This window comes from Mucilaginibacter sp. 3215, assembly GCF_050433785.1.
GTDB lineage: Bacteria > Bacteroidota > Bacteroidia > Sphingobacteriales > Sphingobacteriaceae > Mucilaginibacter.
Window position 1 is genome coordinate 393,296 of the sequence record NZ_JBNPWO010000001.1, and the last position, 25,677, is coordinate 418,972.

The following is a 25,677-nucleotide window of genomic DNA, read 5'->3' on the forward strand; positions in this document are numbered from 1 at the left end:
AGGCTTTCTGTTTTATAACTCCCTCTTTAGGGCCGGGGGGCTACCTCCAATACCCCCTTACCCAAACATATCCCCGATTGGTTGGTTGCCAATGTCCCTGAACATATACCCGGTTATATCTTGGCCTTGCATAAAAGCCTTGGCGGTAAACGTAATGGTTACCGCGCCAAACCCATTCGCCGGGTACCCAAACAGCATTAGGGTAGGGAGCTACCGGACGAACATAAACCGGTTCAACCGGGCGTTCGGTTACGTAAGCCTGGCTTGAGCATGATGCAAATAATGAGCCTGTTAGGGCGAGTACTATTCCTAATTTAGCAATGGTTTTCATTTCAGATGTTTTTAGTTGTTCAGTATAATAACTTTTGACAACATCCAACATCGAAAGTTTAACGGCGTTTAGGCTATGAATTTATCGGCCACAACCAAATCTTTGCTACTCGCGGAGTATTTATAAAACCCGCTACCTGTCTTGGCTCCTAAGTGGCCAGCCGTAACCATATTTACCAACAACGGACAAGGCGCATATTTGGGATTGCCAAAGCCATCGTGTAAAACTTTCAAAATAGCAAGGCAAACATCAAGCCCAATGAAATCAGCTAATTGCAGCGGTCCCATAGGGTGGGCCATGCCCAGTTTCATCACCGTATCAATTTCCTGTACGCCGGCTACACCTTCATACAGGGTGTAAATAGCCTCGTTTATCATCGGCATTAAAATCCGATTGGCTACAAAGCCTGGATAATCATTAACCTCAACCGGATCTTTGCCCAAAGTGCGCGAAAGCTCCATAATGGTTTCGGTAACGGCATCAGTAGTGGCATATCCGCGTATCACTTCGACAAGCTTCATCACCGGTACCGGGTTCATGAAATGCATGCCTATAACGTTGCCCGGGGATTTGGTTACCGATGCAATCTTAGTGATGGAGATAGATGAGGTATTGGAAGCAAGGATAACTTTATCATTGCAAATTTCACTCAGCTGTTTAAACAGTTTAAGTTTTATTTCCTGATTTTCGGTAGCCGCTTCAATTACAAGGTCGGCATTTTGAGCACCTTCTGCCAGATCAGTAAAAACATGGATCCGGCTCATAGTTTGGGCTTTTACATCTTCATTTATAATGCCTTTTTTCAGCTGCCTGTCCAGGTTATTGTCAATAGTTTGCAGGGCTTTACTCAGGGCGTTATCGCTGATATCAACTAATGATACCTTAAAGCCATGCTGGGCAAAAGTGTGGGCGATACCGTTGCCCATAGTACCTGAGCCAATTACAGTGATGTTTTCCATAGTGTATATTTACGAAGCCGGCAAAATATCGGTTTATGAAAGCTGCCGATTACAAGGTAATAAACTTACCAGCCTCTTTAACGGTTTTTTTGTTGATAGTTTTAAATTCAGGGATCTGACCGAGATCGGCAACTTCTGAATATTCAAGAATATAACTTTTTGAATAGATATCCTTATCTCCATTAAAAATGACCCCCATAACCGGGATGCCGTATTTTTTTAATGCATGTAACGAAAGCAGGGTATGGTTAATGCTGCCCAAATAGTGTTTGCTTACCAGTATTACCCGGGCATTAAGCTGTTTAATGAGATCGATGATCAGGAAATTATCATTCAAAGGTACCATCAAACCACCGGCTCCTTCTATAATTAACTGGTTATCGGTTTTAGGCAGAACGATGTTTTCCAGATCGATAGTCACTTTATCAAGGGCAGCAGATTTATGAGGGGAGAATGGCTGAGTTAAAGCATAGGCCTCCGGGAAAAATTGGGTAACCGGATTTGAGATAAGACTTTTAACTTTCAGCGTATCGCTTTTATCAAGATCGCCCGACTGTATGGGCTTCCAGTAATCTGCGTTTAATTTTTCGGTTAAAATAGCCGAAACCAAGGTTTTACCTATGCCGGTATCAATACCGGAAATAAATATCGGTTGCTTATCAGGCATGTAATAGTATAAATTTGTTAAGCGTTGCAGCAAGCAAAGTTAACTCATTTTCGGTATTAAAACTATGCAGGCAGATCCTGATGCGCTCGGTACCTTGTGGAACCGTAGGGCTTAAAATGGGCCTCACATCAAGATTATTGGTTTGCAGCTGCCTGGCTGCTTCCCGGGCTGTTTCGTTACTTTTGAGCACGATACATTGGATGGAGCTATCGCTGTTTAGCAGTGTATAGGTTTCGCCCGCGTTTACTTTCTGTTTAAATAACCGAATGTTCCTTTTTAGGTTAATGATGGCCTCGTTTGAGTTTTCCAATAGCTGATATGCCATTTTGATCGCCGCAAGCTGATGGAAAGATGCAGCAGTAGTATAAATAAAAGAACGTGAAAAATTGATGAGGTAATTCCGTAGGTTGCTGCTTCCAAGTACTATTGCACCATGACTACCCAAAGCTTTACCAAACGTAATCACACGGGCAAAGATCCTTTGCTGTAAACCAAGTTCACAAACCAACCCTTTAGAATAGAGACCTACAGCATGTGCTTCATCAACAATCAGGGCGGCGTTATATTTCTCAGTAAGGTTGAAAATCTCTAAAAGGGGAGGGGTATCTCCATCCATGGAGTAAACACTTTCAATAACCACATAGCAGTTGCCCTTAGCTAACTTTAATTTGGCTTCTAAACTTTCCAGGTCATTGTGCCTGAAACTATAGCGATTGGCATAGCTTAACCTTGCGCCGTCGATGATCGAGGCATGTACCAGCTCGTCCAAAATTAGCGTATCACCGCGCTGGGCCAGGGACGAAAGCAAACCCAGGTTAGCATCATAACCCGAATTAAAAAGCAGGCCGGCTTCACTTTGGTGATAAGCAGCTATTTGATCCTCCAGATCTTCGGCATATCGGATGTTGCCCGATAGCAGTCTTGACCCGGCTGCGCCGTTTAAGCTAAGCGGATTGGTGTTTACTTCCTGAGCGATGCTTTGCTTTAAAACTAACGAACGGGCAAAACCGAGATAATCGTTTGAACAAAAGTCAACCCTACTGTTTTCGGGTTTCAGTTCACGGTAGTTACCAGCTTGTTGTCGCTCCTGCAGTTTGCGTTTTAAAAAATCTTCGGCTGAGTTCAATGTGCTTCGTTTTGTGCAAAAATAAAAAAAGCGACCATTGGCCGCTTTTTTCTATTTGATAATGTTTACCGGCCGCCGCCGCCCTGGCGCATGCGGTCCATTCTTTCCTTCATTGCTTTATCATAAGCTGCAGCTTGTTCGGCTGTTAAAATAGCTTTGATCTTGGTGTTGGTTGCTTCCATCATGGGGCGCATTGCCGAACGCATTGCATCCCTGTCGCCGTTGGCAGCAGTGCGTACGCTGTCGATTTTGGTTGCCTGCTCTTTGTAAATTGCCGTGATCTTAGTAGTTTGATCATCTGTTAATTTAAGCTGGGTTTGCAAATCTTTTGCTCTTTCTTCCGGGCTTCTTCTCATGCCACCCTGTGCGTAGCTGGCTGCTGAAATTCCTAAAAGGAAGCAGCACATTAACAATAATTTTTTCATAGCTTTTTAATTTAATTTACGTTTTATCAGTATGATAAAGATAGATCGTAATGGTTTAAAAAAGCCGATGTAACTTAATTGTTGCCTTGCTGTAAGTTGGATATCGAACGCTGCATCTGGGCCATCATTGCTGTAAGGCTTTCCATGGTAGGCTCAGGAGAAGGTGTTGGTAATTGTGTTGAAATATAACCTTTAGCTTTCCATATTTCCAGTACATCTTCGCCCGATATTTCATAAGGTTCATAAACCGGGTTATCAGAAATAAGCTTTAGCTTTTTGTTCTCTTTAAATTTATTGCCAATGCGTTTGTAAACCACACCGTCATTTTTAGATATTACTACATAGGTTTCGCCGCTTTTCACATCGCCCCAATTCTCTACATATTCACCTATTATAATAGTACCGGATACAAGGGGTAGCATGGAGTCGCCTTTGATCTCGAAAGCACGGTAAGTGCCTTGTTTAAACATAGGCAGATAAAACTTAGGAAGCTGTGCCACGTATTCAGGATCGGCATAACCATTAAGGTATCCGGCGCTGGCTTTTACGGGCACCATTTCTATATTTTCATTTTCTTCCTTATCAATAGAAATACTCAGGATTCGCAGGTTGGCGGGGTTGCCTTTTGGTTTTGGCTGCCATTTTTCGTTGATGGTTTCGTTGATAAAGTCATCAATAGTAACATCAAAATAGGTTGCTAATGTTTTTAGTAGGTCATATTTAGGATCGGCCCGGTCTTCTTCGTAAGCACCTACTAATGAGCGTTTTATACCTAATTCATCCGCAAATTGCTGTTGCGTTAAACCCTTCTTTTTGCGGAGAAACTTAATATTTTGTGAAATTATTGACATAAAATTTGGATTTGCTAAATTTATTAGTAATTTTATGCTCATAAAGTTAGTAATAATTATCTGTTCACCAAATTTTTTATCATAAAATGAAACGTTTTGTTTATATCATTACCGACAGGAACCGTAAAAATCTGCATGTTGGCCTATGTTCAGACCTGATGAAAACCATCCAGTTTTACAGCGAAATGCCAACTTTGTTTTTCGATAATGCACAGCAGCTTAACCGTTTGGTTTATTTTGAGGAGATCAATACCGAAGAGCAGGCAATGGAACGTTTTAAAGTGGTGAGCACTTTTACACGCCCGCAAAAAGAAAAAATGATCAGATCTGTTAATGCCGATTGGATAGACCTCACCATTGGCTTAAAATATGAGCAGGGTTTACGTGTAAGGCCACAGCTACGCCCGTCATTAAATGCAAGTCGCAGGGTTATGGCTTTTTAATAAACTTTAAAGCGCCCGAGTTCATACAGTACCTTTTGCCGCCGCGGTCGGCAGGGCCGTCATCAAATACGTGGCCGAGGTGTAAGCCTGTACTTTTTTCGATAACCTCGTCGCGGCTCATGCCGTAGCTGTTGTCAGTAATTATTGCAACTTTTTTAGGGTCAGCCGGTTTAACAAAGCTTGGCCAGCCTGTACCACTGTCAAATTTGTCATCAGAGGTAAATAGCGTGTCGCCAGTTGCGGCGCTTACGTAAACACCTTTTTCGTGGTTATTCCAATATTCGTTCTGATAGGGTGGCTCGGTGCCACTTTCAACCATAATATGGTATTGATTGGATGTAAGCGTCTTTTTCCATTCATCGGCAGGTTTGCTCAGTTTACGTTTGGCACCCTGCCCGTTGGTATTTTGGCATCCTAATGCTATCAGGATGCTTAAAGCTATCACTGTTGTTTTCATAACCCATTATGTTTTGATGTTATAGATGCTTCCTTTTCGTTGCCGGAAACTATTATGAGCTTTAACTCAAATACGTAATTTTATTGTATGAGGATTGTCATTTGGCAGTCTGTTTATATGAGCTTCTTTTTGGGTACCAGTACTTTGTTTACCAGATGTACTATGCCGTTGTTTTGTTTAATATCAAACTGACTGATTGTACTTTTACCTCCGTTGCCATCAATCAAAACAATATTGTTATTGCTATCTATTTTAGCGAACAATTTACCGCCCGATAGCGTGGTAAACACCGCCAACCCTTTTCCTTTGTTGATCTTTTTCTGAATATCCTTTGCTTTTAGCTGCCCGGCAATGGCGTGGTAGGTAACTAAATCTGTAAGTTCCCAAATATGCGCAGGTTTGGCAAGAGAGTCGAACTTTCCGGTAGGCATGTCGCTATATCCGTCGTCAACCGGCACAAATACGGTGATTGGTCCCCGGCTGGTATAAGTGAGTGCAAGGTTTGTTTTTTGAATAAAAATGTAAAAGGTATGCGTATTGGGCGCTGCGGATATGTTTTTTACAATATCATTGGCCGGGAGCATTGCTGTGGTATTACTGCTTTTGTTTGCGGTTTGGGCCAGCAATAATGCCGGGCAAAATACAATGGATATTAACAGCAGTAACTTTTTCATAGTGTGTAGGTTATAGGTTAAACATACAAAATATAAATAGGTTTTAAAATGGATAGTCAGGTTGTAGATTATAAGCTACCTTTGTTAACCTATGGAAATCTTCCCTACGCAATACTCAACCTTATCCTCAAAAGCGCTGAATATAAAACTTCAGGAAAGTTATGGTTTAAGCCATACAACATGCCGGTTATTGATCCGCAATGTGAGCGACACTTATATTATAGAAAATGCAGCCGAAAAGTACATTTTTAAAATTTACAGGGATGCACACCGAAAGCTGGAAGAGATCAAAGGCGAGGTAGAGTTATTAACTATCCTGTTTCAAAGAGGTGCAAAGGTATCCCGGCCAATACCTGATATAAATGGCGAAATATTGCAGGTTTTCAACGCGGCCGAAGGAACCCGGTATGGTGTTTTGTTTGCATGGGCACAAGGTAACGTTGTTTATACTATGAATGGTCAGCAGATTGAAACCGTAGGTAGGGAGATGGCCGCCATTCATAATATTACATCTGCAATTGAGCTAAGCTATTACCGTCATACGTACTCAATAGAAACTGTTATCATTAATCCACTTAAAATACTTGAGCCTGCATTCGTTGGACTGGAGGATGATTTTGCCAATCTAAAGCAAACTGCCGCTGAAGTAATTGGGAGGTATAATCAATTTGACGAAGGTTTTAGTTATGGCTATTGCCATTTTGATTTTCTCCCGAAAAACTTTCATTTCGATGATGCGGGTAATATAACTTTCTTTGATTTTGATTTCGCAGGTAAAGGCCTGTTGGCTTATGATATTACATCTTTTTTTATTCACTACTTTTTAGAGTTTACCTACGGAAAAATCACTAAGCAAGAAGCGCGTGATGCTTTCCGGACTTTTGTTAATAGTTACCGTAAAGTACGGCCCTTATCAACTGAAGAAATAGCCGCCATACCATATTTAGGTTTTGGATTTTGGGTGTTTTATTTTGGCTTTCAGTATGAAAACTTTGATGACTGGTCGAATTTGTTCTGGGGGCCTAAGTTTATGAAAGACCGCGTCGCATTGATTAAGAAATGGATGGAGACAGCTCATCTTTTATTGTCATAGCTTATTGTTAGGCATATAAAACAGAAAAAGCGGCCATGCAGCCGCTTTTTCTGTTTTATCATCATATAAGTGATATTACATATTACCAACCCGGTGTAAAACCTAAACCAAACAACGGTTTTTTAACGTCGCTGCGGTTAAAGGGAACAGCCAGATAAGGCTCTAAAATAAAAGCACCAAATACATTAATACGAAGAGAAATCCCCGCGCTCAAGGCAGGTACCCGGCCGTAAACGTTTTGTGTTGTAGTAGTGCCGTCAGAGTTTATAAAATCCTGTTGACCAATCACCGGCGGATCTTTCTGAAAATAGATATGATCTCCGGCGTTCCAGGCCAAACCTGCATCGAAGAATAAGTTAAGATCGGTAAAGAGGAATTTTGATTTTATGGCAGCCAATTTTTCGGGGCCGGTAAATGGTAAACGTACCTCAAAGTTAAACACAGCTAAACGGCTGCCTGATAATTGATCGATAGTAAAGCCGTTGGTTGTAGCTTTACCGTTGTTATAAAATGTTTGCCCTTCGTAACCCCTGATGTAGAATGGATAGCCTACAAATAAGGGATAAAGTCCCTTATCATCACCAAATCTGCCCGTTGCAAAGAACCTCGCCGCAAAGGTTACAGGGGCGGTGCGTACATATTTCCTTACATCAATAGTAGGCGAAAAGAAACGATACGTGCCAAAGTTATAACCCGCTTCCAGTCGATATCTGAAACCATTCAACGGCGCTGTTACACCAAAAAACGAATTATCGCCAATTAACGCGGTTGAAAGCGTTAGAATGGAATATGATTTTAAATTATAGAAATAGGTTGAACCGTAATTTTGATTAAGGGTTGCAGACTCCTCTTCGTTAGGGATTTTTTTCCTGTCGGAGCTGATGTAATTACCAATTCCTATTTGCTGCTTGCCATTTACTACCGCAGTATCAATAAGGTAGTAATCGCTGTAGCGGTCAACGCGGTAATAGTTGTGCGAAGCAGCCCCGCTCACCTCAAAACGGGTTGTCCTGGAAATAGGGTATGAGGTGAACACCCTGCCCGCATCCTCAAAATTGCGGATAATGTCAATGTTATCCGAGTAAACGGTTTGATTTTTACCGCCCACATTTCTTACCGGGTAAGTAGTTGTATTGAAGCCGAACTGGTAAGGGATGTGGGAAACGCCCACACCAAGGTTCCAGCGGCCAGTTTGGTTTACGTAGGTTACAGCAGCGCCTGAATCATAGATCTGCCCGTTTACCGATGCAGCGGCAAAGATTTGGTTGCGCCCCAATATATCACTGAATACGCCCTGGATCCCGCTTGAAAGACTTGTGCCATAGAAGTTACTTACACCAACACCAATGCCACTTCCTGCAAGGTAATCAAGCTTAAACTTGGAACGGAACGGAATAGCCTTAACCGAATCAGTCGGGATTTTACGATAGGCTAAAAAGTTGTTCAGGTTAGAGTTGATCAGGTCGACGCCAACAGAGCGGTTTGGCGGCAGAGTGCCTGCTGCAAAGTTAACTTCACCCGGCTGCACAACAACAGGAGTAAAGTCGGACGCTTTGGCGTTATAAATGGAATATTTTTGCGCGCGATAGTAAGAGTAAACCACGTCATCGTGATTGGAAATACTTAATGCCGGTGAATATTCAGTAATGCCCGAAATGCCGGTAAACAGGTTGGTCATTTGTTCTATCTGACCCGACGCGATAGTATAGCGGTAAAGGTTGCGAAAGCCATCACGGTTTGACAGGAAGTAGATCTGCTTGCCATCAGCCGAATATTGCGGGTTCAGATTGTTTGCGCCGTTAAAAATTTTAATGTCGGTTACTTTTCCGGTTGTTAGATCAAGCTCGGCCAGATTAAAGGGGATATCCTGCTCCAACGACTGATCATAAGTGGTCCTATCGCTCGAAAAGATGATCTTTTTACCGTCCGGTGAATAGCTTGGCTGGTAATCGGAAAACTTATCGTTGGTAAGTTGCGTGATCTTTTTAGTATCGAAGTTATAAGAGTACAGATCACCTTGCCCTTCTACCAATCCCTGGAAAACGATATCCTTGCCGTTGGGTGACCATGACAGGTTACTAAACTGGACTACCTGCTCCATCGAAATATCATCAATTACATTGCCGCTTTTCAGGTCAACTACATCGAGCCTGTTACGCCCTTTGCTAAATACACTAAAGGCGAATTTAGTCCCGTCTGGCGACCAGGCACCTGCCGATTCGATGAAGTTAAACTCATCAATATGGGTGTTGGATACCTTACTCGTGAGCTTTCGTAATATGCGCCCTGTTTTAGCATCGGCCAAATAAAGATCAATGCTGAATAAACTTTTGGCCGATAAAAAGGCGACATATTTGCCATCGGGACTAATGGATGGAGCAACCACAAGGTCACCGCCGTTTTTACTGTCAACCAGTTTGATGCCTTTTGGTGTTTGAGTGGTATCCTTTAAAAATGGTTTATAAGTAGCCTCGATAGAGTTTTTCCAAAGTCGGGAGAGCGTCCGGTCATCATAACCAAATGTACGTCTGATACCATATTCCAGACCAAATCTGGCGGCGTTTTTAAAGAAGGGCACTATAACCGTATCACCATAAGTTGAACCTATGAAGGACCAGAAAGCTTCGCCATAACGATAAGGGAAGTATTTGCTGCTTTCTGTAAGATCGCGAACAGTAGGAATATCATGGTTCAAATAGGCGTCACGCATCCACATGGCTGTATAAGTGTCCTTCTTACCTAAAGACAGGTATTCGGCCATACCCTCTATCATCCAAAGCGGAATGTTGTTTATATTTTCGTATTCGGATGAATCATGTCCCAGCAATAAACGATATTGGAAAGCGTGTACCAACTCGTGCCCGATAACGTGCCTCGTGGTTTGGTTGGTTTCCATCACCGGCATCACCACCCGGTTTTTTAGGCCTTCGGTAACACCGCCTGTACCTACGCTAATTTCACCATCAATAGCGGTTGTTTGCTGAAAATCGGGATGGTTGGCATATAATATTATTGGATTGGCATGTTTAAATGTATCCTTGAAAACCTGTTGATGCAGGGTGTACCACAGTTCACTTTCCTGGGCAAAGCGTTTTACCATACTATCATTTTTCAGGTAATAGTAAATCTCGAAGTGAGGGGTTTTATAAACGTTAAACTTAAGGTTTTTGTACCTTACCTTGTTTTGGCCAAAATATTGCGCCCTGGCATTGATGCTTATCAACAGCGGGCCAACAAAACAAATGAATATAATGGTGTGCTTTTTAACTCTATTGAAAAGTGAGTAAACTTTATTCATATATTATTTAACTAAATAGATATGGCTAATTTAACAAAATAAGGTTGCTCTTAATTAAAAAACAACCTTATTCATTTTCTCTTCATTAACAGAAAGTAAGCGCCGATAATCCTTTATTTATTGCCCGGCGGAGTGTTTTCCGGGTTTTCCGGATTGTTTTCCTGTACAGGTGTTACGCCTGTTGTATCAATTGGGTTGCTTATGCTATCTGTTGAGGTTGTATCTTCTTCAATATGCGGCGACGGGCAATTATAAGTTTTGGTGATCTTGGTCCATGGTTTTGGGAATGGTCCGTAAGTATATCCTAAGGACTTATCAGCATAAACCCTCTCCATAAAGCTGCCGAAGATAGGTAAGGCAGTGTGCGAGCCTTCACCGGTTTCGGAAGTAGTAAAGTGTACAGAACGGTCATCTGCACCAACCCAAACACCGGTTACCAGATCTTTGGTGATGCCCATGTACCAGCCGTCCACATAATCAGATGATGTACCTGTTTTACCGCCTATCTGGTTGTCTTTTTTCCATAGGCCGTTGTATTCCCAAAGTGCTTGGGAAGTACCGCCGGGTTCTTCCATACCACCGCGGAACATATAAAGCATGAGCCAGGCTGTTTCTTCGCTCAATACTTTTTCGGTTTTAAGCTTAAACTCCTGTATTACATTACCCTGTTGATCGGTGATCTTTGTAACCAGCAGTGGATCAAGTTTTTCACCTTTATTAAGGAATGTGCTGTACGCCCTTACCATTTCATAAACTGAAACATCATTTGAACCTAACGATACTGATGGAACTGATTTTAAAGGACTTTCAATACCGCAGCGATGGGCATATTCCACAATTTTATCCCAACCTACTTTTTCGGTTAGCTGAGCAGTAATAGAGTTTACAGATTTACCCATTGCCCAACGCAGGGACATTTCGCGATAAGAGAAATGGAAGTCGGCGTTGTTGGGTTCCCAAACTTTATCTTCGCCGTTGTCTTTGTATTTGATCGATACTGGTTTGTCAGTAAATTTATCACAAGGGGTAAAACCATTGTCAAGCGCAGTAAGGTAAGCGAAAGGTTTGAAGGTTGAACCTGCTTGCCTGCGGCTTTGGTTTACGTGGTCGTAATTAAAGAAACGGTGATCGATACCGCCAATCCAAACTTTTATTTTTCCGGTTGATGGCTCCAGTGTCATCATGCCGGTGTTCAGGATCTTAGCGTAATATTTTATAGAATCTATAGTAGAAAAAGTAGTGTCCTGTTCTCCGTGCCAGGTAAACACAGTCATCCGCTTTTTCGTTTTAAAGTAATCCTGGATCTTTATCGTATCACCGCCGTATTTTTTTTCAAGTAGCTTGTAAATAGGGAGCCTTTGTTCGTTTTTGAGAATGAAATCTTTGATCTCAACGCCTTTTGAATCGCGCCACGGATTTTTGTTCCCCCAAAGATTATAGAAGCGTTTTTGCAGCATCTTCATTTTTTCGGTAACAGCTTCTTCGGCATATTGCTGCATTTTTGAATCGATGGTAGTATAGATCTTCAGGCCATCTTCATAAAGGTTGTAATCATTTTCCTTACACCATTTATCCAGCCATTTCTCAACGGCGCGGCGCAGGTATGAATCGCCGTGGGAGTCGTCTTCAACATAACTCAGGTCGAGCCCGAGTGGCAATGCGACGTTACTTTTATACTGGTCGGCAGTGAGGAACTTATATTTCTCCATCTGTCCCAATACAGTATTGCGCCTTTCGGTAGCGCGCTGCGGATTTTTAATGGGGTTGTAGCTCGATGTAGCTTTCAGCATGCCGATAAGTAAGGCTGATTCGGCAGGGTTTAAGGTGCCGGGCTGCTTATTAAAATATTTTAACGATGCTGTTTTAATACCGTATGAATTGTTGCCGAAGGGCACGGTATTGAAGTACAACGTCAATATTTGCTGCTTGCTGTAAACGTGCTCAATTTTAAAAGCAGTAAGCCATTCCTTGCATTTATAAACAATGGTGCGCAGTACCGGGATATGCTTAATGACGCCCTGCGATTTCTTTTTACGCGTTTCAAAAAGGTTTTTGGCTAACTGCTGGGTTATGGTACTGCCGCCGCGGCGGTCGCCTTTGGCTGTTGAGAGCACACTGGTAAAAAAGGAGTAAAAATCTACGCCGCCATGACTGTAAAACCGCACATCCTCAGTTGCCACAAGGGCGTTTATGAGGTTGGGGGAGATCTCTTTAAATTCAATTGGTGAGCGGTTCTCCTTGTAATATTGGCCTATTAGCTTTCCATCGGCAGTGTAAACTTCCGATCCCACCGAAAGTACGGGGCTTTTAATATCCTGCATGTCAGGTGAGTATCCGAAAAGCCAAAGGAAGTTAAGCTCAATAGAACAAAAGAAAATAATTACGAAGTAAATGAATATGACAAAATATCTCAGAAATCGGTTGCGTATACGTCTGAACATTGGGTAAAGATGTAAAATTATGACACTATATCATAGTGCAGTTTAACAAATATAAACAACGTAAAATAGACAGGTAAATTTTAGGTTAACGCTGGCATAATACATATTTATATTGTGCAAAGTACACAATAAATAAATCAAAAACTTTTTGGATATAAAAAATCGCCTATTGAAGGTTGCCGCGTGTATTTGAAATCAAGTTGCTAAAACTTTAATGTTGTTTTTGTACTTTGTATGGATATCTATTTATATGAAAAGTTTAACAGAACAATTTAAAGTACCAAGTAATAGCAAATTTTCGCTGAGTGATCATGATCCTGCATTTAGTGATGGTTACGAAAAAGAAGATGCTCGGTCTGTTTTGGATGAACTGATAGCTGAAACTTCTAAATTGGAGGCGCAACTTTATGCCTCAAATAGTTATTCATTGCTTATTATTTTTCAGGCGATGGATGCTGCCGGAAAAGACAGTGCTATAGCGCACACTATGTCGGGCATAAACCCGCAGGGCTGCCAGGTGTATAGCTTTAAACAGCCCAGTTCAGAAGACTATGACCATGATTTTTTATGGCGACATTATAAAGCCCTGCCTGAAAGAGGGCGTATTGGTATCCATAACAGGTCGCATTATGAAAATGTGCTTGTCGTTAAAGTCCATCCGGAGCTTGTTTTAAAAGAAAATAACCCCGCGATAAAACAAGTAGAAGATATTGATAAACAGTTTTGGGAACAACGATATGAGAGCATCCGCAATTTTGAAAAGCATATCTGTAACAGCGGAACTGTTGTGATTAAATTTTTCCTTAATGTTTCAAAGCAGGAGCAAAAAAAGCGGTTTTTAAAGCGAATAGATAACCCCAAAAAAAATTGGAAGTTCCAGGCCAGCGATATTGCGGAACGGGAGCATTGGGATGAGTATATGAAAGCTTATGAAAAAGCCATTAACGAAACTGCTACAGATGATTGTCCCTGGTATGTTATCCCGGCTGATAAGAAATGGTTTACGCGCATCGCGATATCAACTATAATCAGGGATACCTTGAAAAAGTTGAAGCTGGAATTCCCTGTTTTGCCTAAAGACGAAATGGAAAAACTACAGGAGGCTAAACAGTTGTTAGAAAAACAATAACGGAAATATTAAGACTTACGAAATTTTCAAAACTTCGTAAGTCTTAAACTGCGCTGTGAAAATCTTAAATGCCTGAAAACATATTTTGTGCGGGCTCGCCTATAAGGGGCATTGGTTTTCTTTCGCCGTTAATTGCGCCAATTAAACCGATGATCCAAATAACCAGTAAGCCCAAGCGTATAATCCAGAGGATAGACGCACCAATGAATATTCCTGATGTTACAAAGGCCATGCCTATAATAAAACCGGCAATCCATGAAATAAGAATTGAAACCAGGTGAAACAATAAGGTTTGCCTCATCTGGTAGGATGCAAGCGGTGTTTTATTGTTGGTGTATAATGCAAAATAAGCAATAAGCCACCCGATAAGCGTAAAATAACTGATGATGCCGGCGGTCTTACCGTCGTCGGTTGTTGGTTTGTAATTTTCCATGTGTGGTAAAGTTTTTTGTATAAAGCTAACCGTTTAAAAATGAAATAGTTTTATTCATTTTTAAATGGTTAGCTATAGCAAAACTTCAATCATTTGCACATCCACACATCTAAAATCACTCCACGGTTATCTCATCAGCAAAAATGTAGGACTGGCTGCCCTTATTCTCATGCCAATCTGGAAGCGGGCCGTATTGTTTGGCAATGAGTTTAATGTAACGGGCATTAGTGTTTAGTGGCGTGACAAACTCCTGTGTTTGTACGTTGGTATCTTTAATGTCAATTTTGGTATTAACGGTGGCAGCCAGCTTATAGGTTTTACCATCGTTTGATGTCCAGAATTGTACATATTTAGGGAACACAATCCATGCTCGGCTATCCTGCAATGTACTGATGCTGATTTGTTTGATGGGCTTAACGGCGCTCATATCAACAATGGCTATAAAATCTTTTCCCTGGTAGCCCTGCCAATTGCCTAAACGCCAGTTGGTAGTGCCGTGCTGTCCATCAATTAATGATTCATCGCCTTTAGCCGCGTAGTTTGGCAGGTATTTGTTCTGTATAGTTAGCTTAATATCGTTGCGGAGTTTGATGAAACTTGCCTCATCAATAAAGCTGCTTTTACCCTCCTTTATCGCGATAGCTTTTACCAGGATGTTATCGCTAATAGTAATTGGCTGTGTATAAGGTGTTGACGATGCAGTAGGAGCAGAGCCATCGAGCGTGTAATAGATTTTCGCGTCGGCATCCTGGTCTTTGATTTGAAGGGTGAAAGGCTGTTTGAATGATTTAGCAGGTGCAATGATATATGGGTTAGAAATAATCAGGTTATCCGTAATTTTTGAAACAGGTTTTTCCAGGTCCTGGGTAAAGATCTTATTAGCCAGCCTGCCGGTAAACACTTCAAAATCCCCGCCTTTGGTAATATCATCGTAGTTGATAAAAAGCTTACTGTACACGTTTTTATCAAGGTTCATGCCCTGCAGATAGATATTGCTGCGGGTAATGCCAGCGCCGGGGTTAATAATGCTGAATTTTTTGCCGTTCTCCAAATTGATCACTGCCTTATCAAACTGCGGGATCCCAATCTGAAAACCCTGCTGGCCGGGTGCAATATTGTAAATTCCTAAAGAACTCATCACATACCAAGCCGACATTTGCCCGCAATCCTCATTACCGGCTAAACCATCAGGTTTGTTGCTGTATTCTTCGCGCAAAATACGGCTCACATAAAACTGGGTTTTATCCGGCGAGTCGGTAAAATTATATAAGTACGCCATGTGATGACTTGGTTCGTTGCCATGTGCGTATTGGCCTATCAATCCGCTTACATCGGGAATGTCACTGCCGCTAAGTTTTGATTGTGTGCTAAACAATTCATCGAGCTTATTTTCAAATGCCTGTTTGCCGCCCATTTTATCAATCAGGGTTTCTACATCGTGGGGTACCAGGAACGAATACTGCCAGGAGTTGCCCTCGGTATAATTGCCATTGATCTCTGCAGGATCGAAAGGCTCCAGCCAGCCGCCGTTTGCACGGGCCTGCATAAAGGTGTTCTGGTTATTGAAAACGTTTTTCCAGTATTGTGCCCGCTGAATATATTGGGTATAGTCGTCGGTTTTGTTGAGCATTTTTGCCATTTGGGCTATACACCAATCGTCATAAGCATACTCCAATGTTTTAGACACAGACGCATCTTCTTTATCTGATTGAACTGCGCCGTTTTGGCGATAATTATCCAGCCCAAACTGGTTACGGTTTACGGCGGCTTTCATGGCGGCAAAAGCTTTCTCGGCATCAAAATCGCGGATGCCCTTCGCGTAAGCATCCACAATAACCGGGATAGAATGATTGCCGATCATGCAATAAGTTTCGGTACTCGCAAGCGGCCATATCGGTAATAAGGCGCCCTGATCATACATCGCCATAAAACTCTTGATAAAATCGAGCGTGCGCTTGCGGTCTATCAGCGTAAGCAGCGGGTTCTCAGCCCGGTAGGTGTCCCATAAGGAAAAAACGGTGTAATAATCAAATCCCTGAGCTGTATGTACCTGTTGATCCATACCACGGTATTGCCCATCCACATCACTGTAAATATTGGGAGCAACCATGCTGTGGTATAAGGCGGTATAAAATATGGTTTGTTTGATTTTAGCATAGTCTGGCTGCACTACTTTTTTAGCAGGAGGAGCATAACTGTAGGGGCTGGTTCCGCCTACGGGTTGGGTTTGGGTTGCCGGGGCCGGTGCGCCGCCCTCTACCTGAATCTTATTCAATTCATGGTTCCAGGCTATTTTGGCATCTTTCTGAATTTTTTTAAAGTCGAAATCAGGTATTTCTGCATCCAGGTTTTTTAAAGCACCTTCGGTGCTTACCGACGAGATACCCACCTTGCTGATCACTTCGCCGGGATTATCAAACTGCAAAAACAACTTTACATTCTTGCCCTGTGCTTTGCTTTGGCCATTTTGTACCTGGTTATTTAAAGCAATACCGTAAGTTTTAAAAGGCTTTGAAAACTTAGCGTAAAAATATACCTGCTGTTTATCGGCCCAAGATTTCGACATACGGAAACCACGTAATTCATGATCATTTACCACTTCTATCCATGAATCCAAAACCTCATCGCGGTGTTGCAAATCGATAATGATATTTGCCTTATCGGTTGAAGGGTAAGTGTAGCGATGCATACCTACACGGGTAGTTGCAGTTAGCTCAACGCCAATATTATATTTATCGAGCAGTGTTTTATAATAACCTGGTGTGGCACTCTCATTCTTTTTGCTGAAGTGCGAGCGGTATTCGGTGTTTTTAAATTTAGGATCGCCGGTGGTTGGCATAAACAATACATCACAGTAATCAGGCACACCGGTACCGCTCAGGTGCGTGTGCGAGAAACCATATACCAGGCTATCGGTATAATGATAACCGGAACAGCCATCCCAACCCTCCAACCGGGTATCCGGACTAAGCTGTACCATGCCGAAAGGCCTCACCGCACCGGGATAAGTATGCCCATGTCCGCCAGTACCTATAAATGGATCAACCAGTTGGGCGTAGTCTTTTTCCTTCTCTTTTTTCTTTTGTGCCGATGATAAAAAAGGCAGAACAAGCAACAGGGCGACCGGCAAAGCAGAGCGGAATACAGGTTTGATCAATGACATATTATTAAAACCAATTATATGATTTGAGTGTGCACAAATTACACTAATTACCACGAATATTTGCTAACAGGAAAGTTCCCTATTGTATTATTAGTATTATAAATGGTCGCTAAAAATAAAAAGCGACAGGCATATCCCCATCGCTATTTGTTTTAGAATAACTAATTCGTGAAATTCGATTTAATTCGAAATAATTAGTGTTCAGTTTTATCCTTTTATCATACCTACTTTTTTCAGCAGTTTACGGTTTTCACGACGGTGTATTAAACGGTACACGATTGCGTAAATAATAGGTAATATCAATAAGGTTAGTATGGTGGAGGTCACAAGCCCACCTATAACTACTATAGCCAGCGGCTTCTGAGTTTCCGAACCAATACCGGTTGAAATAGCTGCGGGCATTAAACCAATGGCAGCCATCAGCGCGGTCATCACTACCGGGCGTACACGTGATATCACGCCTTGCATAATGGCCTCATCGAGGTGCATTTTTTCTTCAATGTTTTTCTTAAAAACCGAGATCAGGATCACACCGTTCTGGATACATACACCAAACAAGGCAATGAAACCAATACCTGCCGATATACTAAAGTTTGTGTTTGTAATATGTAATGCTAAAATGCCGCCTATCAGCGCAAATGGCACGTTTAAGATAACTAATACTGCGTCTTTAGCGTTACCGAAGGTGATGAACAGGATCAGGAATATCACCAGTAAACACACAGGCACTACGTGCGCTAATGTATTTGATGCCCTGATCTGGTTTTCAAACTCACCGTTCCAGGTAAATGAATATCCCTGGTCAAGTTTTACGGCGGCGCCTACTTTTTCCTGCGCTTCGGCTATGGTGCTACCTAAGTCGCGGCCACGCACCGAGAATTTCACAGCGATGTAACGCATGTTATTGTCCCGGTAAATAAATGCGGGGCCAGTTAGTGTGGTGATTTTAGAAATCTCTTTAATCGCAATTTTTGAACCGTTTAATGTAGGTACCATCAGGTTCTCAATTTTGCTTTGAGTATCCCTGAATTGTTTTTGGTAACGGATCCGGATATCAAATTTACGTTCGCCTTCATAAAGCTGTGAGGCCGCTTTACCGCCTATAGCCATCTCAATAACCGAGTTGGCATCGGCAGTAGACACTCCGTAAAGTGCCATCTTGCGCTGATCAAGCTCGATGCGGAACTCCGGCTGACCAAGGTTGCGCAAGATCCCGAGATCTTCAACACCGTGGATCTTCTTGAGCACAGCCATTACCGAATCGGCCTTCTGATCAAGCACCTGGAAATCGGGCCCGAATACTTTTACTGCCATAGATGCAGGTACACCTGCAACAGCCTCAGCTACGTTATCTATAATAGGCTGCGAATAGTTAAATACAATACCCGGAAACTGACTCAGCTTTTTATCCATTTCGGCTATCAGCTCTTCCTGGCTGATGCTTCGTTTCCATTCTTTTTTAGGCAGAAGGTCAACCTGGATCTGCACGTTAAAGAAACCTTTAGGGTCGGTACCGTCATTGGTACGGCCCACTTGCGACAGGGTTTGCTTCACCTCGGGGAAGGTTGACAGGATCTGCCTCATTTTATCAGTTACCTTAACCGAACTTTCCAGCGAGGTACTCATTGGCAGCTGCGCGGTTACCCACAGGGCGCCCTCGTTAAGCTGCGGAAGGAATTCCGAACCTAAAAATTTAGCCGAAAAGAATGTAACCGACATAAAGGCTATTGCTACAATGAGACTTAGTTTTTGGTTACGGTATGTGTAACTAAACATACGGCGGATACCGTTTTCAAAGAATATCACTACCGGGTTATGCTTCTCCCTTACATTTTTGTTAAGTAAGATACTTGACAAAGCTGGTACCAGGGTAAGGGTAAAGATCAACGCACCAAGCAAAGCAAAGCCCAAAGTGTAAGCCAGAGGTGAGAACATTTTACCTTCAACCTTTTGGAATGCGAAAATTGGTACCAAACAGGTAAGGATGATAAGCTTGGAGAAAAAGATAGCTTTACCCATCTCGGCGCCGACATTTTTGAATAGGCCAAGTTTAGCCAACCCGTTGAATTTTTGCATCCCCACTTCCTTAGCCCGGTGATCAAGCGCCACGAAGATTCCCTCAACCATCACCACCGCGCCATCTATAATAATACCAAAATCGACTGCACCCATAGAGAGCAGGTTGGCGCTCATTCCCTTTAACCGTAAACAGATGAATGCAAACAATAATGCCAGCGGTATAATGATAGCAACAATGAGCGTTGTGCGCCAATCGGCCATAAACAGGAATACGATGACGGTTACCAGGATGATACCTTCGCATAAATTGTGGATCACCGTTTCGGTACAAAAATCCATCAGGTTGGTACGATCATAAAAGGTGGAGATCTTTACATCGGCAGGTAACACGCTTTTGTTGAGGTCGACAACTTTCTGGTTAATGAGCTTTAATACCTCAGCAGGGTTTTCACCTTTACGCATTACCACAATACCTTCAATAACGTCGTTGTTTTTATCCCGGCCCACCTGACCTAAACGCGGTAAACCACCCTCTTTAATCTCGGCAATATCACGGGCCAGGATAGGAACGTTATTAACGTTTTTGATAATAATATTCTGAATTTCTTCGATATTATTAATTAAGCCAATACCACGCACTACATAAGCCTGGTCGTTTTTTTCGATGATATCACCACCTACGTTAATGTTACTACGATTAAGGGCCGTGTAAACATCAAGCGAAGTAAGACCGTATTTTTGTAACAGCGAAGGGTTTACACTCACTTCATAAGTTTTTTCCTCGCCACCAAAACTGTTCACATCAGCTACGCCGGGGATTGATTTAAACTGGCGGTCAAGCACCCAATCCTGTATAGCGGTAAGGTCATGCAAAGATTTGGTGTGGCTTTTTAGGGTGTAACGGAAAATTTCACCTGTTGGGCCGTATGGCGGTTCAACCTCGGGTTTAACACCATCAGGCAAATCAGCGTTGCCCAAGCGGCTTAATACCTGTTGGCGGGCAAACGCATCATCAACATCATCATCAAAAATAATACGGATGTATGATAAACCAAAAGATGATGTGGTACGAAGGTTAGCCTTTTTTTGTACCGAGTTTAAAACGGTTTCCATAGGGATGGTAACCATTTTTTCCATCTCTTCGGCACTGCGGCCCGGCCATTGGGCTATAATAATGATTTGTGTATTGGTAACGTCGGGAAAAGTCTCGATAGGGGTATTGGTATAGCTCCACACACCTAATGCTACCAATACCAGTGTCATAAAAAACACAAAGTAACGGTGCCTGAGCGAGAAGTATATGATATTTTTGATGAACTTGTTCATTGTAGTCTTTGTATTTTAAAAACGTAAATGCCCGGATTTAAAACCCGTCAATTTTGGTTTACCCACCTGTTAGTTGTTGCCGGCAATGGCATCATAAAAAAGCAGCTGGTTTTTTGAGATGATCTTATCACCGGCTTGCAAACCTGATGATATATAGGTGGTGTCTTCAACGGTTTTAATAACCGCTACCTGGCGCACCTTCAAATCGTCTTTACTGTTATAAACCACTACAAAGTTTTTACTATTGTCATAAACAACGGCTTTTGCTGGTATAGCAACCGACTGCGCTTTTTCACTGTTGGCTATTACCACACTGGTGAACATCTCCGGCTTAAGCAGCATGCCATCGTTGGGCAATACGATTTTAATCTTCAATACTTTGTTGTCCGGATCGAGCACAGAACTAACAGCGTCAACTTTGCCGGTAAAAACTTTATCGGGGTAGGCAATCGTAGTAACTTTGGCTGTATAACCTACTTTAACACGGCTAATGTCTGATTCAAACACGTTGGCCCAGATCCAAACATCTTTCATGTTGGATATAGTAAACATGCTGTTGTTATTATCCGGACGGATATAGCCGCCTGCTGTAATATTTTTTTCAACCACAAAACCGCTTTCAGGCGCTTTGATCACCAATGTACCGCCGGGGCTGGTATTACCGCCGCCGTTGATTGCAATTTGCTCTTTTACTTTGTTGTAGGCAGCTTCGGCTTTGTTGAAATTTTCTTTAGCCTCGGTATAATCGCGCTCGCTTGAGATGCCGTTTTTGTACAGATATTCAGCCTGTTCAAGCTGACGTTTGTAAATAGCAAGGTCGGATTTTGACGAGCTAAGGTCGGTATAATTACCTGCAACATCGGCACTGCGTACAATGGCGAGGGTTTGGCCTTTGCTCACTTTATCGCCCAGCGAAACTTTTACATCTAACACCTGCCCGCTTGAAAAAGGAAATACTTTAACAACGGTGTTGTCATCATATGATACCTCGCCCGAAAGTGTAAGCTCATTTTTTATGGTAGCGATCCTGGCAGTATCGATTGTGATAATTTTTGCCATCGAATCACTCACAGTTACCTGTTTGTTTTCAACAGCAGGAGGTGTCTTGCCTTTGCAAGCGGCAAGTAGTAGCAAAGCTGAGATGCCGGAAAACAGCGTTTCTCTTTTCATCATAGTAAGTCTTAAAAGTTTAGTCAGGATTTTATTACGGTAATGCCAACAGCAAAATTGAGGTCGGCAATTGCTTTTTGCAGGTTGAATTGCTGTTGCAATATTTTTAATTTGGTGTCCTTATAGGTGTCGAAAAAGTCTACAAACTCCACAAGGCTTATCTGGCGCTGCTGGAAACTCTTGAGCATTGCACCAAACAGTTTGTCGTACTGTTCATTAAAGGCGATTTGCTGGGTTGAGAACAACTGCACATTCAATTTATATTGATTAACAGCAGCAACTACATCGTTTTTAAGCTGGAATTCATTTTGTTTCAGAGTGCTCTCCTGGCTTTTGATATTGTATTGTGCCGACTTGATATTGCCCTGGTTGCGGTTAAACAACGGTATCGGAAAACCAACTTGTAAGCCATAGTAATGACGGGCATAACTGCTGTTTTGATCGTATGATGCACCTAAGGTAACGTCAGGCACGGCAAGGGCTTTTTGATAAGCAAGATTATGGGTGGCCGAATTTAATTGATACTGGTTCGATAAATAATCGGGCCTGTTGGTCATGGCCTGACTAATAAGCGACTGCACATCAAGATCTACGGTTTCTACCGGCTTATCATTTATAACAGGCTGTACAAATGTGGTTTCCTTTGTTTGCAGTAATGTTTTAAGCTCTGTTTGCAGATCGTTGATCTGGCGATTATTTTCAACCATATCATTTTGCAAACCGAACAAAAGGGCTTTCAAACGGATGAGGTCCTTCATTGAGGTATTACCTACATCAAATGATTTTTGAATTGCATTAACCAGTTCAGTGGCTGATTTAATTTCGTTTTGATAAACTAATTGTTGCGCATTCAAGGAGCCCAACTGGCTAAAATCAAGCTGCAGATTATAACGAAGGTTACGCATCAAGTCATTAAAGGCGGCTTCCTGAACTTTAGCATCGTCTTCGGCTACTTTTACCTGTTTGCCGCGTTTGCCGGCAGTGGCAAACACCTGGTTTAACTGGACAAATATTTGTCCGCCTCCGTTTGAGTGGTTGAAAAATTTATTGGTGCTACCGTCATGGATATTCTGGTCGGTGCTTAACACAGGGTTGTCCCATAATTTAGCTTGTTGAATGAGCGCCTTTGAGGCATCAACATTATACTTTTGGGCAAGCAGGCTTAGGTTGTTTTCAATGAACTGTTTTTCAGCATCAGGGAAAGTGATCTTTAACGTATCTGTTTGCGCTTCGGCCTTTTGTGTTAATAAACTAAAAAATAACGGTGATATAAATAGCAGGGATTTTATAGTACGCATGTTTCCTTCTTCAATTCTACAGTACAAAAATTCGAAACGGTTATGAATTTTGTATGAAGTGAAAGAAAACTAATGGTAGGAACGGGAACTGTCTGAACTCGAATTAAACGAATTGAAGAATTTATTGAATTCTATATTCTGGCAATTCAATATATTCTTCAAATTCCGGTTCAGACAAAATCAAGAAATCTTCAAATCCTATGAATCAGGGTTCTTTCAGATATTTATTTCAAAATTATCCGCATCTTTCAAAAAAGGTAGTGCACGGCGCACTTTTTCAACCTCATCACTTATGATACTGAAAGTGTAAAGGTCTTCTTCATCACGTTTATAGTAAACTACCTTACCGTTAGGATCGATACAGGTGGAATCGCCGCTATGGTAAATTTCGTTTCCATCGTGGCCTACGCGGTTAACTGCTATCACGTACGACTGGTTTTCAACCGCACGGGCAGGTATCAGGGTACGCCAGTGCGCAGCCCTGCGCTCGGGCCAGTTAGCAACCACAATGAGCAGATCGTAAGGATTAGCTTCTATATTACGCAGCCACACCGGGAAACGCAGGTCATAACAAATTACCGGGCAAATTTTCCAGCCGTTAAGTTCAACGAAAAGCTTTTTGGTGCCGGCGGTGTAGGTATTATGTTCCTGGCCAAGTGCAAAGAGGTGACGTTTGTCGTAATGTTCATGACTGCCGTCAGGGCGCATCCAGATTAACCGGTTGTAGTACTTGCCACCTTCTTTAATAATAATGGTCCCGGTTATCACACAATCATATTGTTTGGCTATTTTTTCCATCCATTGCATGGTTTTGCCATTCATAGGCTCAGCCAATTCGGCGGCGTTCATGGTAAAACCCGTACTGAACATCTCGGGCAGTATGATGAGATCTGTTTTTTCGCGGATCCCTCCCGATAACCTGAGGGTAATATTCTGAAGATTTTTATCGGTATTTTCCCAAAAAAGGTAGCCTTGAAAAACAGTAATTTTAAGATTCTCCATAATATTTGGTTCATAGTTGATGGATCATGGATCATGGCAAAAATGCATGATGGTTGGTTGATCCATACGGATAAAACTTATACAATTTGGCTATGATCCATGAATTATAGACCATGATCCAAAATCAAACTTATGATCTGGCTATGATCCATGATCTATGGACCATTAACCAAAAATTAAACTCGAATTAACCTATCAACGGCTTTATCTAAAGTTTCTTGCCTTTTGGCGAAACAAAACCTTAATACATGGTGATCAATCCCCTTGCTGTAAAAGGCCGAAACAGGTATGGACGCTACCCCAAATTCCTTCGCCACACGGATAGAAAAGTCGGCATCTTTTTCGTCGGTAATAGAGCGGTAACTTACTGACTGAAAGTATGATCCTGAACATGGCAAAAGCTTAAAACGGCTTTGTTCAAGGCCTTTTCTAAAATAGTCGCGTTTTTCCTTGAAAAATTCGGCCAGGCCGAGATAAGTTTCTTCGTTTTTTAAATGCTCGGCGATGGCATACTGAATAGGAGTGTTTACGGCGAATACCAAAAACTGGTGGATTTTCCTGAACTCATTCATCAAATAAGCAGGCGCCATGCAATAGCCCACCTTCCAGCCGGTAGCATGAAAAGGCTTGCCAAACGATGCTACGATGAAGCTGCGCTGCTGCAGATCAGGGTAGCGGGCCATGCTGTGGTGGGTTTCGCCATCATAGATCAGGTGTTCATATACCTCATCGCTAAGGATCAGGATATCCTGGTTTTTTACCAATGCGCTCAACTCGTCAATATCTTCCTTATGCAAAATAGTTGCCGTTGGGTTATGAGGCGAGTTAAGGATGATCATTTTTGTTTTTTGGTTGATCAACCGCTTAACCATGTCCCATGCAATGCGGTAATTAGGCGGCTCAAGGGCAAGCGATTTTACAACGCCGCCCATCAGTTTTATGGCAGGGGCATAGCAGTCAAAAGCCGGCTCGAATATGATCACCTCATCGTTGGGGTGAATTACAGCACTTATAGCTGTAAAAATGGCCTGTGTACCACCGGCAGTGATGGTAATCTCTGTTTCGGGGTTATAAACCGCGCCGTAAAGCTTTTCGGTTTTTTCGGCAATACGCTCTCTTAAAGCCATGACACCAGCCATGGGCGCGTATTGATTATGCCCTTCTTTCATGGCTTTATTTACAAGCTCAATCAGGTCGGGCGAACAGTCATAATCAGGAAAACCCTGCGACAGATTTATTGCACCCAGTTCGTTGGCCAGGGCCGACATAATGGTGAATATGGTAGTTCCGGTTTGGGGTAATTTTGAAACAACAGGTATCATCAATGGCTAAAGTAGGGAAAAATCATTATGAACGTATCCCCATAACCCGG

Annotated in this window: 20 protein-coding genes; 3 read left to right on the top strand and 17 right to left on the bottom strand. The window is 42.2% G+C overall.

The window, feature by feature from the left end:
• Window positions 1–40 precede the first annotated feature (40 nt).
• The 6 genes from ABIC84_RS01815 to ABIC84_RS01840 all read right to left on the bottom strand — a co-directional run bounded on the left by ABIC84_RS01815 (window position 41) and on the right by ABIC84_RS01840 (window position 4,359).
• Window positions 41–331, bottom strand: coding sequence for a YXWGXW repeat-containing protein (locus tag ABIC84_RS01815; RefSeq protein ID WP_175489978.1), 291 nt, complete (start codon window positions 329–331; stop codon window positions 41–43).
• A 68-nt stretch (window positions 332–399) separates the two neighbouring features.
• A complete protein-coding gene (locus ABIC84_RS01820) occupies window positions 400–1,290 on the bottom strand; it encodes a 3-hydroxyacyl-CoA dehydrogenase family protein (RefSeq protein ID WP_426586753.1) in 891 nt (296 codons plus the stop codon).
• Window positions 1,291–1,339: 49 nt separating this feature from the next.
• Window positions 1,340–1,957 (bottom strand): dethiobiotin synthase, encoded by a 618-nt coding sequence (bioD, locus tag ABIC84_RS01825; RefSeq protein WP_426586755.1) that lies wholly within the window; start codon window positions 1,955–1,957, stop codon window positions 1,340–1,342.
• A complete protein-coding gene (locus ABIC84_RS01830) occupies window positions 1,950–3,083 on the bottom strand; it encodes an aminotransferase class I/II-fold pyridoxal phosphate-dependent enzyme (protein ID WP_429262492.1) in 1,134 nt (377 codons plus the stop codon). Before ABIC84_RS01830 ends, bioD begins: the two co-directional genes overlap by 8 nt.
• Before the next feature lie 65 nt (window positions 3,084–3,148).
• Window positions 3,149–3,508 (bottom strand): hypothetical protein, encoded by a 360-nt coding sequence (locus ABIC84_RS01835; RefSeq protein WP_429262493.1) that lies wholly within the window; start codon window positions 3,506–3,508, stop codon window positions 3,149–3,151.
• 74 nt (window positions 3,509–3,582) lie between these two features.
• A complete protein-coding gene (locus ABIC84_RS01840) occupies window positions 3,583–4,359 on the bottom strand; it encodes an XRE family transcriptional regulator (protein WP_429262494.1) in 777 nt (258 codons plus the stop codon).
• A gap of 86 nt (window positions 4,360–4,445) precedes the next feature.
• Between ABIC84_RS01840 and ABIC84_RS01845 the strand changes: the two genes are divergently transcribed.
• The gene (locus ABIC84_RS01845; protein WP_110584795.1) at window positions 4,446–4,802 is read left to right on the top strand and encodes a GIY-YIG nuclease family protein; all 357 of its coding nucleotides are present in this window, start codon (window positions 4,446–4,448) and stop codon (window positions 4,800–4,802) included.
• Here the strand turns inward: ABIC84_RS01845 and msrB are convergent.
• Both msrB and ABIC84_RS01855 read right to left on the bottom strand, forming a co-directional pair.
• Window positions 4,789–5,259: a peptide-methionine (R)-S-oxide reductase MsrB gene (msrB, locus tag ABIC84_RS01850; protein ID WP_429262495.1), complete on the bottom strand. Its 471-nt coding sequence runs from the start codon at window positions 5,257–5,259 to the stop codon at window positions 4,789–4,791. The two genes, ABIC84_RS01845 and msrB, sit on opposite strands and share 14 nt — an antisense overlap.
• 113 nt (window positions 5,260–5,372) lie before the next feature.
• On the bottom strand, window positions 5,373–5,933 hold the full coding sequence (locus ABIC84_RS01855; RefSeq protein WP_429262496.1) for a fasciclin domain-containing protein: 561 nt from the start codon (window positions 5,931–5,933) through the stop codon (window positions 5,373–5,375).
• 91 nt (window positions 5,934–6,024) lie between these two features.
• Between ABIC84_RS01855 and ABIC84_RS01860 the strand changes: the two genes are divergently transcribed.
• Window positions 6,025–7,026: a phosphotransferase enzyme family protein gene (locus tag ABIC84_RS01860; RefSeq protein ID WP_429262497.1), complete on the top strand. Its 1,002-nt coding sequence runs from the start codon at window positions 6,025–6,027 to the stop codon at window positions 7,024–7,026.
• An 82-nt stretch (window positions 7,027–7,108) separates the two neighbouring features.
• Here ABIC84_RS01860 and ABIC84_RS01865 read toward each other — a convergent pair whose 3' ends face one another.
• Complete coding sequence (locus ABIC84_RS01865; RefSeq protein ID WP_429262498.1) at window positions 7,109–10,324, bottom strand: DPP IV N-terminal domain-containing protein; 3,216 nt, start codon at window positions 10,322–10,324, stop codon at window positions 7,109–7,111.
• Between the two features lie 113 nt (window positions 10,325–10,437).
• Complete coding sequence (locus ABIC84_RS01870; RefSeq protein WP_429262499.1) at window positions 10,438–12,765, bottom strand: penicillin-binding protein 1A; 2,328 nt, start codon at window positions 12,763–12,765, stop codon at window positions 10,438–10,440.
• Between the two features lie 250 nt (window positions 12,766–13,015).
• Here ABIC84_RS01870 and ABIC84_RS01875 point away from each other — a divergent pair, with 250 nt between their 5' ends.
• Window positions 13,016–13,894 carry a polyphosphate kinase 2 family protein gene (locus ABIC84_RS01875; RefSeq protein WP_426586772.1) on the top strand — a complete coding sequence of 293 codons (879 nt, stop codon included), beginning with the start codon at window positions 13,016–13,018 and terminating at the stop codon, window positions 13,892–13,894.
• Between the two features lie 64 nt (window positions 13,895–13,958).
• Here ABIC84_RS01875 and ABIC84_RS01880 read toward each other — a convergent pair whose 3' ends face one another.
• From ABIC84_RS01880 to ABIC84_RS01910, 7 genes are all read right to left on the bottom strand, one after another.
• Window positions 13,959–14,327: a hypothetical protein gene (locus ABIC84_RS01880; RefSeq protein WP_429262500.1), complete on the bottom strand. Its 369-nt coding sequence runs from the start codon at window positions 14,325–14,327 to the stop codon at window positions 13,959–13,961.
• A gap of 115 nt (window positions 14,328–14,442) precedes the next feature.
• Entirely contained in the window at window positions 14,443–17,490 is a 3,048-nt protein-coding gene (locus ABIC84_RS01885; protein ID WP_429262501.1) for a GH92 family glycosyl hydrolase, read from the bottom strand.
• Between the two features lie 207 nt (window positions 17,491–17,697).
• A complete protein-coding gene (locus ABIC84_RS01890; RefSeq protein WP_429262502.1) occupies window positions 17,698–20,835 on the bottom strand; it encodes an efflux RND transporter permease subunit in 3,138 nt (1,045 codons plus the stop codon).
• 69 nt (window positions 20,836–20,904) lie between these two features.
• Complete coding sequence (locus ABIC84_RS01895) at window positions 20,905–22,008, bottom strand: efflux RND transporter periplasmic adaptor subunit (RefSeq protein WP_223266271.1); 1,104 nt, start codon at window positions 22,006–22,008, stop codon at window positions 20,905–20,907.
• 20 nt (window positions 22,009–22,028) lie between these two features.
• Window positions 22,029–23,303 (bottom strand): TolC family protein, encoded by a 1,275-nt coding sequence (locus tag ABIC84_RS01900; RefSeq protein WP_429262503.1) that lies wholly within the window; start codon window positions 23,301–23,303, stop codon window positions 22,029–22,031.
• A gap of 216 nt (window positions 23,304–23,519) precedes the next feature.
• Window positions 23,520–24,305 (bottom strand): amidohydrolase, encoded by a 786-nt coding sequence (locus ABIC84_RS01905; RefSeq protein WP_429262504.1) that lies wholly within the window; start codon window positions 24,303–24,305, stop codon window positions 23,520–23,522.
• Window positions 24,306–24,481: 176 nt separating this feature from the next.
• Complete coding sequence (locus ABIC84_RS01910) at window positions 24,482–25,627, bottom strand: methionine aminotransferase (RefSeq protein WP_188832631.1); 1,146 nt, start codon at window positions 25,625–25,627, stop codon at window positions 24,482–24,484.
• Window positions 25,628–25,677 lie beyond the last annotated feature (50 nt).